Origin of the sequence: Alkalibacterium sp. f15, from assembly GCF_049389645.1 — a bacterium.
Lineage (GTDB): Bacteria > Bacillota > Bacilli > Lactobacillales > Carnobacteriaceae_A > Alkalibacterium.
In genome coordinates, this window is the sequence record NZ_CP186540.1 from 232,802 (window position 1) to 245,140 (window position 12,339).

Here is a 12,339-nt window from a genome sequence, read left to right on the forward strand (position 1 = left end):
TTTCCACTTTCGTTTATTACTGTTTAATTAGACTGGCTATGAAAAATCCGTCAGTATCAAAATAGTGAGGGTACAAATTAACATACCCTTCTTTAGAAAGTTGCACGACCCCTTTATGGGTATAGACAGGTTCAACTTTAAAATCAGTATTATCTCGCAAAAAACTTTCAATCACTTCATTGTTTTCTTTTAATGTAATTGTACAGGTGCTGTAGAGCAATCGTCCACCTTTTTTCAATAGGGGAGCAACATTGTTTAATATATCTAATTGTACTTTTTGTAGTGAAAAGACATCCTCAATCGATTTTTGATACCTAATGTCCGGTTTTCGCCTCATAAGACCCAGACCCGAACAAGGGGCATCCACGAGTATCTTATCAAACGTTTGACTTGCAAATACTTCCGTGCTTTTTCTAGCATCTAATACTTTGGTTTCAATAAGCCCAGAAACACCTAAACGCTCAGCATTCTCATGTATTTTCCCCAACTTATTTTCGTGTAAATCAACTGCCACAATAGCCCCTTCTGATTCATTTAAATAAGTGGCCATATGTGTCGTTTTTCCACCAGGAGCAGCACACGCGTCTAGTATTCTATCCGATCCATCAATTTGCATAGCTTCTGCTACAAGCATGGAACTCTCATCCTGAACAGTTATGATCCCTTTTTCAAACAAATCAGATTGCACAGGTAAGCCATTTTCACAAATCAATCCATCTTTTGCTATTTCACTTTTTCTTACTTTGAACCCTTCTTGACCCAGTTGTTCGATGACGTCATCCATAGCCTTCATTGTTGTATTGACACGCAGACTTACTTTAGCTCGTTTGGATAAGGACTGGGCAATTTTTTCAGTTTCTTCTTTTCCAACTTCTTCAATTAATAGTTCAATTATCCATTTTGGGTAACTGTGTTTGATTGAAAGATAAGTCACCGGATCAGTGATATCTTCTGGAGAACGAACCCCTTGTCTGTCAATACTCCTTAGAACGCCATTTACAAAACCGGAAATCCCTTTATGACCTCTTGCTTTTGCAATACGAACGGCTTCATTCACACTCGCATGAGTCGGAACTTTATCAAGCTGTGTCATCTGGTACAAAGATAGACGAAGTAGTTGTTTAACCCAATTCTCTACTTTTTTGGGTTGTTTGATAAACGGTTCAAGCTGGTAATCCAATAACAGTTTATTTTGAATGACCCCATAAACAAGTTCTGTCAATAGTCCCCTATCTTTATCTGATAACTGATGGTTATTTACTGCTTCACTCAACAAGAGATTGCTGAACGAATGATTCTTTTCTATCTTTTCCAATATGGTAACCGCAATATAGCGGCTGCTATTTTTCAAGTTTGTTTTCGTCAAAGCGCATTCCCTCTTCTAAATAATTTAGTGCCCCTGCTAAGAAGTCTTTTATCTGCATCTTGGGTTTCCCAAAAGGTTGAACTTCTTTAAGCGAAAGAGCTGTTTGGTTCTCACATTTTACAATACATTCATTCTTGTTTAACTTGATGATCGTTCCAGGTTTTTCATCGTTAGTTACTTTTAGCGTGTCAGCTTTCCATATTTTAAAGCGTTCACCGTTAAAAAAAGTATACGCTCCTGGAAAGGGGTTCATCCCTCTGATTTTGTTGCTTATTTGTTCAGCTGATTGTGACCATTCTATTTTTTCTTCTGATGGCTTGATCATTGGTGCGTAGGTAACCTCTGACTCATTTTGTTTTTCTGGCTTGATCTCCCGGTCAAAAACATGCGGTAATGTATCCATCAAAAGATCCCTGCCTAATATACTCAGTTTCGTAAATAAGCTCCCTACTGTATCGGTATTTTCTATAGTTAGATGTCTCTGAGATATAATATCTCCTGCATCCATTTCTTTTTCCATATACATTATCGTCACGCCCGTTTCTGCTTCTCCATTGATCAAGGCATAATGGATCGGTGCTGCACCTCTATATTTAGGCAACAATGATGCATGCACATTAATGGCTTTGAATTTTGGCGTATGCAGGAGTGACGTTGGTACATATTGTCCGTATGCAGCTGTAATTACTAAATCAGGATTCAACTCTAATACTGCTTTCAGTTCATCACTTCCGGACAGTTTTTCAGGTTGAAAAACAGGAATGTTATATTCCATTGCTTTTTCTTTGACTGGCGTGGCTGTTAACTGTTTTTTTCTGCCGACTTTTCTGTCTGGCTGGGTCACAACAGCGCTCACTTCGCATAAATCACTATTAGCTAAAGCTTCTAAAATAGGCACTGAAAATGCTGGTGTTCCCATAAAAATCACTTTATACATTCGCTATTCCTCGTTTCTAAATGAAATCTAAAGGCTGATAATCAATAGATATAAATATGCCTTTAGCCTGTTCTTTCTGTGTGTCCTGTAACAAGTCATGTATTTTTTGAGTTAATTTAGCTTCTTCTTTATACTTGATCAAAACCTGAAAATGATACCGGTTGTGCGTCCGGGCAATAGACTTTGGCGTCGGCCCCAATACAATCGCTCTGTCAGATAAAGCCGGACGAATATAATCAGTATATTGACTGATTTTTTTAGCGGCCGTCATTTCGTTTTCATGACTCACGGAAATTTTAAGCAGGAAGTAATACGGACTATATTCACTTAAATGTCTTAGGTGCATTTCTCTTTTATAAAAAGCATCATAATCATGTTTTTTGGCGTATTGTATAGCATAATGCTCAGGATTGTAAGACTGAACAATCACTTTGCCTTCTTTTTCTCCCCGACCGGACCGTCCACTCACCTGAGTTAATAACTGGAACGTTTTTTCTGCGGACCGAAAGTCGGGCAAGCCTAATGCCGTATCTGCATTAATGACGCCTACTAAGGTCACTTCTGGAAAATCCAAACCTTTAGCAATCATTTGTGTACCAAGCAGTATATCAGCTTCTTTTTTTTCAAATTTATTAAACAATTTCTCGTGCGCGCCTTTTTTCCTTGTCGTATCCACATCCATACGAATGATCCTTGATTGTGGAAGCAAGGTTTTGAGTTCTTCTTCTACTTTTTGTGTGCCGGTCCCATAGTATCGGATCGATCGGCTATCACACTTCGAACATTTTTTGGGGATCCCTTCTTCATGCCCACAATAATGACATTTCATCGTCTTGGTATCCATGTGCAGCGTTTGAGAGATATCACAGTTAGGACATTCCAGTACATAACCACAATCCCGGCACATCACGAAGGAAGAATAGCCTCGTCTGTTCAATAATAACACCGATTGTTCTTTCCGCTCAATTCTATCAGCTAAAGCTTTTAGTAGTGATTCGGAAAATATTGAATGATTCCCTTTTTTTGCTTCGTCTCTCATGTCAATAACATCCACTTCTGGCATAGGATGATTGTTCACACGCTTGTTCAATTCCAACAAAGTATAAACACCTTTGGTTGCACGCGCGCGTGATTCCAAAGAAGGTGTCGCACTACCTAAAACAACGGGACAAGCATGGTATTCCCCTCGCCAAATAGCGACATCTCTCGCATGATATTTGGGGAATTCTTCTTGCTTGTAAGTCGTTTCGTGTTCTTCATCAATTATAATGATACCAATATTTTTTAACGGTGCAAAGATGCTCGAGCGGGCACCGACAACGACTTTGGCTTCTTCTTTTTCAATTTTACGCCATTCATCGTACTTCTCGCCTTTAGATAACCCACTGTGTAAAACAGCTACTTGATCACCAAATCGACTCTTGAATCGGTGGACCATTTGAGGTGTCAAAGCAATCTCTGGTACAAGCATGAGCGCCCCTTTGCCTTCATCTAGGACTTCAGCAATCGTTTGTAAATAGACCTCTGTTTTGCCACTCCCAGTGACCCCTTTGAGAAGATACACGTCATGATGGTGGTCTTTTATTGATTGATTTATTTTATCAAAGGCATCCGTCTGCTCTAGCGTCAAAGACATGGCGTTCGTTTGTTCAAATTCAGTAGAAGCAAATGGATCTCGGTATACTTCTTCATCAAAAACTTCACACCATCCCTTTTTCGCTCCTGCCTGAACTGTCGAAGAGGAAACGTCCCATTCTTTTAATTCTGTGTAAGACAATGAAGACGCTATATCCATAGACTGCAGGATATCAAGGAACAGCTTTTGCTTGTTTGCATTTGATCGAATCTCTGCTTTTATTTCTTCATACTCTTCAAAACCAAGCAGCGCTTTTACTTTTTTCACTTTTTTCACTGCTGCTCTATCACTTACATCATATTCAATTTCAACTTTATCTTGTTTTTCCAACTGAATGATTTGGCTTAAAATGTTCTGTTTCTCAGCTTCTTCCCAACTCATTTCATCTTTACCTTTAAAGACATCCCATAAAAAAGATTCTGGAATTTCATCCACAATCCTGATTATTTTGCTGTATTTAGCCCGCATCACTGCAGGGAGCATGGTTTGATAACACTTCACTTGAAAACTGAAGGTCTGATGTGACAAATATTGACCCAAGCTAACCAACTCTTGAGTTAAAACTGGGTAACTATCCATCAATGACTCGATAGCTTTTAATTCCATTTCAGTTGATTCCTGATCAATAATTCCAACGACAAATCCCTGTACTTTTCTCGATCCATTCCCAAAAGGAACGACCACACGCATACCCGGTTCAATGATCGTTAAAAATTCTTCCGGTATACTATACGAGTATGGCTTGTTTGTCTGTAAAGTGGGGACATCCACTATGATATTTGCAACTAGAGACATGTGTCATCTCCTTTTAATTTATAAATTCTGTGATCCATTCTATAATGTCTTTGGCTATCTCTTTTTTCTCTTTCAGCTGAATTGTCTGCGGATCACTTTGGTGACTGATAAAGGTCACTTCATTTTCATCAACATCGAAACCTCGATCGCTTTTTCCGACTTCATTAGCGACGATCAAATCTACCTTTTTTTCCACTAATTTCTTTTTCGCGTACTCCGCCAGATTTTCCGTTTCAGCAGCAAAACCGACAAGGCACTGGGATGGACGTTTACGTTTGCCCATCTCACTCAGAATATCGGGGGTTTTTTTGAGTTTCAAGATCAAGTGTTCTTGCTTTTTCATCTTTTGATTGTAATTCGTTTCCGGTGTGTAATCAGATACAGCCGCTGCCATAATCAAAGCATCACTGGCATCGAATACTTTTGACACCGCCTCATACATTTCATTTGCCGACTCCACACGTTCAACTCTAATATTTGAAGAAACAGGCAACGAACTAGCAGTAATCAGAGTCACTTGAGCGCCTTTTTCCCAGGCGGCCTCTGCGACTGCATGTCCCATTTTGCCTGATGAGTCATTAGATATGAAACGCACTGGGTCTATACGTTCTTTGGTGCCTCCCGCAGTGACTACTATAGACTTCCCTTCAAGAGGCAGGTCACTGCTTGACTGACGTAGAAACAGGCCTAATTCATCGATGATACGTGATTGTTCAGGAAACCGCCCTTTTCCAGAATAACCTTCAGCCAAAAAACCTTCATCCGGATCCATGACATATACTGATCTCCCACGCAATGTTTCGATATTATCCTGGGTTGCCTGATTCTCAAACATATGATGATTCATTGTCGGGATAGTAAATATGGGACAAGTGGTTGCCAACAAGGCTGTGCTAACAAAATCATCTGCCATGCCATACGCCATTTTGGCTAGTGTATTAGCTGTGAGCGGGGCAACGATGGCAACATCTGCCCAATCTGCAAAATGAATATGGCTGACCTGTTCCGGATCGTTTTCTGTAAAGACATCAACATATACAGACTTTTTACTTAAAACCTGGAATGTTAAGGGAGATACAAATTGCATAGCAGACTCCGTCATAGCTACTTGAACTTCTGCTCCTAATTTAATTAATGTTCTCATCAAATCTACGACTTTGTAAACGGCTATTCCTCCGGTAACGTACAAAGCAACCTTTTTTCCTTTTAACATTTTTCACACCTCATACATCTATATATTATCAATAATTATTCATGTTATTTTATCGATCTGTCGTTTTTTACCTACTAGAAAAAACCTCTGCACTTAGTATTTTAAAAGAGAGTCTCTTATAAAATACATGGAACAGAGGTTGGTTTTTATTTTTTTTCAATGCTGTCAGGATCGATAACCAAATCTCCAGAAATTATCTCTTCTAAAGATTTTCCAACGTTTTTAACACTTTTATAGTCCTCTAACATAGGTGTAGCTTCTCCATTATGTAATTGTCTAGCTCTCTTAGCTGCTAAAATTACTAATGAATATTTTGAATCGATTTTTTCCAACAAATCATCTTGTGAAGGGTATAATAACATTTATTCCATCTCCTCTATTATATGTGCATATTCTTTCAAGTTTCTCGTTACTTTCAAATGCTCACTCTCAATAATGTTCCGTATTTTTCGTGCAGCATTTTCAACTGTGTCATTTTCGACCACATAGTCATAATACTGAATCAGTTTTAATTCTTCTGTAGCTTTTTTCATTCTTTTTTCGATCATTTCATCACTATCTGTTCCACGATTCACGATACGAGAATTCAGTTCTTCCAGGTCAGGCGGGGATAGAAAGATGAAAATAGCTTCCGGCATTTTTTTTCTAACTTTTAATGCCCCTTGGACTTCGATTTCTAAAAAGACATCTCTTCCCTTGTCTAATGTCTTATTAACATATTCCATAGGCGTACCATAATAATTACCTACGTAATTGGCATATTCAAGTAGACCATCTTCTTCGATTAATTTCTCAAATTGTTCTTTCGTTCTAAAGAAATAATCAATGCCTTCTACTTCGCCATCTCGTTTAGAACGAGTCGTCATAGATATAGAATAATCAAAGCTGTTGGAATGATTTTCAAAAATAGCTTTTCTTACTGTCCCTTTACCAACGCCTGAAGGTCCAGATAACACAATTAGTAAACCACGATCTCCCATTTGAACTTCCTTCCCAACACATACTGTCACTAAAAACTTATTCCCCAATTATACCATATCATTAAAAGAAAATGAAATTAATTTTTCAAGAAAAATCTTCTTCTTTCGAGAATAAGTACTTGCAATATAGAGCTAAGATCATGGGCAAAGGCTTTGCTTTTATAATGATATTAAAAATCGGGTGATCCCAAGAGATCGAATCATCTGTGAGCCACTTTAGTATTTGTAAGGTCATTCTTCGATTTGACATTAATGGTAACTCTTCAAAAATTTCTTTACTCCATTCCTTCCTACTCAATATGAAGGAAGGTTCAAATGCTTTTATAGGTTCAGTTTTTTCAGTTTCCATTAATTCGGTCACCCGGTTTTTAATGACTTCTTGAAATTCATTTATAGAATACCTTTTATCCGGAGATATTTTAAATGTTTTTCCTGTCATTTCAAGAACGGCCCACATTAAATTCTCTTCGTTTACCACTTTTTTCCATTTCTTTGATAACTCTTTTAATAATTCCTGCTGGTATTCTTCTTTTTCAATATCTTTAAACAATAGATTGGAACGCTGCCCGTTCAGTAATTGATGTAAAACAATATAAAAATCAGTATTCTCTTTAGCGTACTGTTTTGGATCAAACGTATACCAATTACCTGTATATTCAGTTGCTTTCGCTATTTTCATTGTCTCCATATAACCTAGACAAACATTGATCTCTGTTCTCTGTTTATCAAAAAGAAGCATATCCCCTAGTGGCCAGTTCGTCTTGATCCATTCGTATTCGACATCCTGTATTCGTTGATCGTGTCTGAATATACTAGGGCCGTGAATATCCACGACCACTATTTGATCGGGCTTTTTGTTGAGAGCTAGATTTATAGGTATGTTATTTCTATATCCCCCGTCAATATAAGGAACCTCATCAATATAATATTTTTCCATAACTGGATATATTGCGGCACTGGCAAGCAAATAGTCTTTTAATCTTCCCATTTCTATATCTTCTAGATAATAATTTTCAACTCTTTTGGTTTTATAATTGATTGTAGAAAGGCCAAAAATAATATCTTTACTGCGAATTTCACGTTCATCATCAATATATTTTATAATCATTTCTTCCAAGGGTTTAGTACTCAACCCTTTTTCTTTTATGATTTTAACAATGAAATCTGATATCGTTTTTCTGTAATCTCCGAAATTGGCTACCTCGATTGGTGATTCAAAGCCTAAAATATCTTGGGTTTCAATTTCTTTCCACATTTCCTCTGCTTCCACTTGATTACCCAAGATATAAAGTGCCCCATTTAAAGCTCCTACGGAAGTTCCTGTTACAATATCTGCGTGATAATCCAGTTCATCCAACGCTTTCCAGACACCGATCTCGAACGCACCTCTCGCACCACCACCTCCAAAAACGATGGCTCTTCTCATGTTTTCTTTTTGAAAAAATGTTGAATTCAAAGCGACTCACCTCTCCCCGCAATAAACAAGGTATTTTATAGCTGTAAAACTCATTTATATGTATACCATTATTATAACGGAAAAATAAATTTTGACTACAAAATAAAATCACTACGGAAAGTTAAGCGTTCTAACTTCTCGCAGTGATCCACTATTTAAACTATTATTGACCCATATCTTTAACTTTCATCAATCGAGTGATTGCTGCACGTTCACTTTCATCCAGCTTCATTCTGATGAAATAAATGGTTTCTTCCAGTTGAGGAATAGTCATATATTCCAATGCATTTACTCGACGTCTCGTTTTCTCTATTTCATCCGCCAGCAATTGACATGTTTTTTCAATTTCTGCCAATTCAAGCATTTTAGGCATGACTTCTATGAGATACTCAAAAGTTAAATCCAATTCGCCATTAGAGTTTAAATAACCATAACTCAGTGCACTAGCATCAGCCACATTATCCTCATATTGAAAGTTCATCTGAGGAACTCTTACACTCATAATGTTCTTTCGCCCCATATTCAATGATACGCTGCGGCTAGGAACAGCCATCAGTTCTTCAATGTAATTCTCGTGTAATAATGATTTCGCCATGGCAAAAGATTGCATTGCTTTTTCGAGTTTTTCTTCGACATGGTTTCTCAACTCATTATTCTTCCTAATTAACTGAATGAACTGTCGCATGAGTTCATCCTGTTTGTCTTTTAGTAACTTATGACCTCGAGTTGCTAAACTTAATCGTTTCTTCAAGTTTGCAAGCTCCATGCGAGTGGGGTTGACATCTATCTTAGCCATTTACCTCACTCTCCTTTTGGCATATATTTGTCTAGCATATCGTCTTTGATACGTTTGAGTTCAGCTCTTGGAAGAACTTTTAGCAATTCCCAAGCCAAGTCCAAGGTTTCCTGGATGGATCTATTTGTATAGTTCCCCTGGTCAACGTATTCTTTTTCAAATTTATTTGTGAATTCAACATATTTTCTATCCGTATCAGATAGTGCAGCTTCACCTAACACCGCAGATAATTCTTTAGCTTCCTTACCTAGGGCATAAGCTGAGAACATTTGGTTCATTGTTGCCGCATGGTCTTCTCTTGTTTTGCCTTCTCCAGTACCTTTGTCTTTCAAACGTGATAAGGAGGGTAAAACATCAATAGGCGGTTGATAGCCCTGGTTATAAAGATCACGAGACAAAATGATTTGTCCTTCAGTAATATAGCCTGTCAAGTCAGGAATTGGATGGGTAATATCGTCTTCCGGCATTGTCAAGATCGGAATCTGTGTAACAGATCCTTTCGTTCCTTCTAATCGACCGGCACGTTCGTATAACGATGCCAGGTTGGTATACAAGTAACCCGGATAGCCACGACGGCCAGGTACTTCACGACGAGCAGCTGAAATTTCACGCAGTGCTTCAGCATAGTTGGTCATGTCTGTCATAATAACAAGTACGTGCATGTCTTTTTCAAAAGCTAAATATTCAGCCGCTGTTAAAGCCATACGTGGTGTAGCAATACGCTCGATCGCAGGGTCATCTGCTAAGTTAATAAAGAGGACAGAACGATCGATCGCTCCTGTTTCTTTGAAGTCATTCATAAAGAATTCAGCTTCTTCAAATGTGATACCGATAGCAGCGAAAACAACCGCAAATTTTTCTTCTTTGTTGGTAACACTCGCTTGTCGGGCAATTTGAGCAGCCAGTTCTTTATGTGGTAGTCCAGAACCAGAGAATACGGGTAGTTTTTGACCACGTACCAATGTGTTCAAGTGATCAATAGTAGAAATACCTGTCTGAATAAATTCATCCGGATAGTCACGTGCGATAGGATTGATTGCCTGACCATTGATATCCAGACTTTTTTCTGGAATCAAATCTGGTCCGCCATCATTTACTCGACCCATTCCGTCAAAGGTACGACCAATCATATCTTCTGATACATCGAGTGATAAAGGTTTGCCTAAGAAGCGGACTTTAGTGTCCTCCAGGTTGATCCCTGTTGACCCTTCAAATAACTGAACAACTGCTTTATCCCCATTGATTTCCAACACTTGTCCACGACGACGTTCTCCAGTCTGGAGTTCAATATCAACTAACTCATCAAATTTAACACCCTCAACACCTTGAACGGTCATCAACGGTCCGACGATTTCTGCAACTGTTTTATATTCTTTAAGCATCTGATTCCACACCGCCTTTCTCAAGCACTACTTTAACTTCTTTTTCAATTTGCACATTAATTTCTTTGATGCGAGATAACTCTTCTTCAGGTATGAATTTCATACGAGCAATTTTTTCACGTGCATTCTCCGTACCTTCGATAATTTCATCGTAGTATGCACCTAAATCCATTGCTTTTTCTGCTTCTCTTTGATAGAGAAGGATGGCATTCAACATTTCGTATTGTTTGTTTCTAGACGTATACGTATCAACGTCATCAAACGCGTTTTGCTGCAGGTAATCTTCTCGAAGCATACGAGCAGTAACCAGCTTCAAACGGTCTTTCTCAGAAAGTGATTCCACACCAACCAGACGTACGATCTCTTGTAATTCTGACTCGTCCTGGAGTAATGATTTTGTATGAACAACCATACCGCTCCAGTCGACATCCAATTTTTTACCGACAAAAGCATTCATATCATTGGAATATAGTGAATAAGACTTAAGCCAGTTAATTGATGGGAAGTGACGTCTTTGAGCTAATGAACTATCTAGCCCCCAGAATACTTTAGCCACTCGCAATGTGTTTTGGGTAACGGGTTCGGATGTATCTCCACCAGGAGGCGATACGGCACCGATAGCAGTAATACTGCCTTCTCTGCCCTTGCTTCCTAATGCGATAACTTTTCCGGCACGTTCATAAAATTCTGCTATACGACTACCTAGATAAGCAGGATACCCTTCGTCCCCGGGCATTTCTTCAAGTCGTCCTGACATTTCACGTAGAGCCTCAGCCCAACGCGAAGTTGAATCAGCCATGATTGCTACCGAATAGCCCATATCACGGAAATATTCTGCAATAGTGATTCCTGTATAGATAGAAGCTTCACGAGCTGCCACAGGCATATTAGAGGTGTTAGCAATCAATACCGTTCTTTCCATAATTGATTCACCTGTATTAGGATCGATCAATTCCGGAAATTCATTGATTACGTCTGTCATCTCATTACCACGTTCGCCACAACCAACATAGACAACTAAGTCAACATCTGCCCATTTCGCAATTTGGTGCTGAACAACTGTTTTTCCGGCTCCAAATGGTCCAGGTACAGCAGCAGCTCCACCTTTAGCTACAGGGAATAACGTATCGATAACACGTTGACCTGTAATTAATGGTTCGACAGGATTCAATTTTTTTGCAATGGGTCTACCCTGACGGACTGGCCATTTTTGCATCATAGTAAATTCTTTGTCACCTGTGTCTGTTTCTATGACATAAATATTATCTGTTACAGTGAAAGAACCCGTTTCAACAGATTTCACTTTTCCTTTAACGCCAAACGGAACCATAATACGGTGTTCAATTACGTTCGTTTCTTGAACAGTCCCTATGACGTCTCCTTCAGCAACCTCTGTTCCGACTTCTACTGCTGGAACAAATTCCCATTTTTTATCACGGTTCAAAGGTGCAATTTTCATTCCACGTTCTAGAAAGTTGCTATTTGTTTTTATCTTGAATTCATCCAGCGGTCTTTGTATGCCGTCAAACATTTGAGAAATCATACCCGGAGCCAATTCTACAGATAATGCTTCTCCTGTAGTTTCAACACTTTCACCAGGTCCGATCATTGAAGTTTCTTCATAAACTTGAATTGAAGCGACATCGTCCCGCATTTCTATAATTTCACCAATAAGGCCTAGACGCCCAACTCGACATATATCTTGTATATTTGCTGATTCCATTCCACTAGCCGTAACTAGAGGTCCGGAAACACTCACAATCGTTCCTTTACTCAAA

The 12,339-nt window shown here is 38.7% G+C and carries 10 protein-coding genes; all 10 read right to left on the minus strand.

The annotated features are described in order from the left end of the window. Window positions 1–16: 16 nt before the first annotated feature. Window positions 17–1,366: a 16S rRNA (cytosine(967)-C(5))-methyltransferase RsmB gene (rsmB, locus tag ACO1PF_RS01220; RefSeq protein WP_423189561.1), complete on the minus strand. Its 1,350-nt coding sequence runs from the start codon at window positions 1,364–1,366 to the stop codon at window positions 17–19. After that, window positions 1,341–2,303 carry a methionyl-tRNA formyltransferase gene (gene fmt, locus ACO1PF_RS01225; protein ID WP_423189562.1) on the minus strand — a complete coding sequence of 321 codons (963 nt, stop codon included), beginning with the start codon at window positions 2,301–2,303 and terminating at the stop codon, window positions 1,341–1,343. The genes rsmB and fmt overlap by 26 nt, the downstream gene beginning before the upstream one ends. Before the next feature lie 16 nt (window positions 2,304–2,319). Further along, entirely contained in the window at window positions 2,320–4,734 is a 2,415-nt protein-coding gene (gene priA / locus ACO1PF_RS01230; RefSeq protein ID WP_423189563.1) for a primosomal protein N', read from the minus strand. A gap of 13 nt (window positions 4,735–4,747) precedes the next feature. Continuing rightward, the gene (coaBC, locus tag ACO1PF_RS01235; RefSeq protein WP_423189564.1) at window positions 4,748–5,947 is read right to left on the minus strand and encodes a bifunctional phosphopantothenoylcysteine decarboxylase/phosphopantothenate--cysteine ligase CoaBC; all 1,200 of its coding nucleotides are present in this window, start codon (window positions 5,945–5,947) and stop codon (window positions 4,748–4,750) included. Between the two features lie 146 nt (window positions 5,948–6,093). Continuing rightward, window positions 6,094–6,309, minus strand: coding sequence for a DNA-directed RNA polymerase subunit omega (gene rpoZ, locus ACO1PF_RS01240; protein WP_423189565.1), 216 nt, complete (start codon window positions 6,307–6,309; stop codon window positions 6,094–6,096). Further along, window positions 6,310–6,927 carry a guanylate kinase gene (gene gmk / locus ACO1PF_RS01245; protein ID WP_423189566.1) on the minus strand — a complete coding sequence of 206 codons (618 nt, stop codon included), beginning with the start codon at window positions 6,925–6,927 and terminating at the stop codon, window positions 6,310–6,312. Between the two features lie 85 nt (window positions 6,928–7,012). Continuing rightward, entirely contained in the window at window positions 7,013–8,383 is a 1,371-nt protein-coding gene (locus ACO1PF_RS01250; RefSeq protein ID WP_423189567.1) for a patatin-like phospholipase family protein, read from the minus strand. A 163-nt stretch (window positions 8,384–8,546) separates the two neighbouring features. Continuing rightward, window positions 8,547–9,179 carry a V-type ATP synthase subunit D gene (locus ACO1PF_RS01255; protein ID WP_423189568.1) on the minus strand — a complete coding sequence of 211 codons (633 nt, stop codon included), beginning with the start codon at window positions 9,177–9,179 and terminating at the stop codon, window positions 8,547–8,549. Between the two features lie 5 nt (window positions 9,180–9,184). Next, window positions 9,185–10,561, minus strand: a complete 1,377-nt coding sequence (locus ACO1PF_RS01260; RefSeq protein WP_423189569.1) for a V-type ATP synthase subunit B — start codon at window positions 10,559–10,561, stop codon at window positions 9,185–9,187. Beyond that, entirely contained in the window at window positions 10,554–12,338 is a 1,785-nt protein-coding gene (locus ACO1PF_RS01265; RefSeq protein ID WP_423189570.1) for a V-type ATP synthase subunit A, read from the minus strand. The genes ACO1PF_RS01260 and ACO1PF_RS01265 overlap by 8 nt, the downstream gene beginning before the upstream one ends. Window position 12,339 lies beyond the last annotated feature (1 nt).

Coding starts and splice junctions, on each gene's coding strand:
- fmt (WP_423189562.1), bottom strand. CDS start 2,303: ATGTATAAAGTGATTTTTATGGGAACACCAGCATTTTCAGTGCCTATT.
- priA (WP_423189563.1), bottom strand. CDS start 4,734: ATGTCTCTAGTTGCAAATATCATAGTGGATGTCCCCACTTTACAGACA.
- coaBC (WP_423189564.1), bottom strand. CDS start 5,947: ATGTTAAAAGGAAAAAAGGTTGCTTTGTACGTTACCGGAGGAATAGCC.
- rpoZ (WP_423189565.1), bottom strand. CDS start 6,309: ATGTTATTATACCCTTCACAAGATGATTTGTTGGAAAAAATCGATTCA.
- gmk (WP_423189566.1), bottom strand. CDS start 6,927: ATGGGAGATCGTGGTTTACTAATTGTGTTATCTGGACCTTCAGGCGTT.
- ACO1PF_RS01255 (WP_423189568.1), bottom strand. CDS start 9,179: ATGGCTAAGATAGATGTCAACCCCACTCGCATGGAGCTTGCAAACTTG.
- ACO1PF_RS01260 (WP_423189569.1), bottom strand. CDS start 10,561: ATGCTTAAAGAATATAAAACAGTTGCAGAAATCGTCGGACCGTTGATG.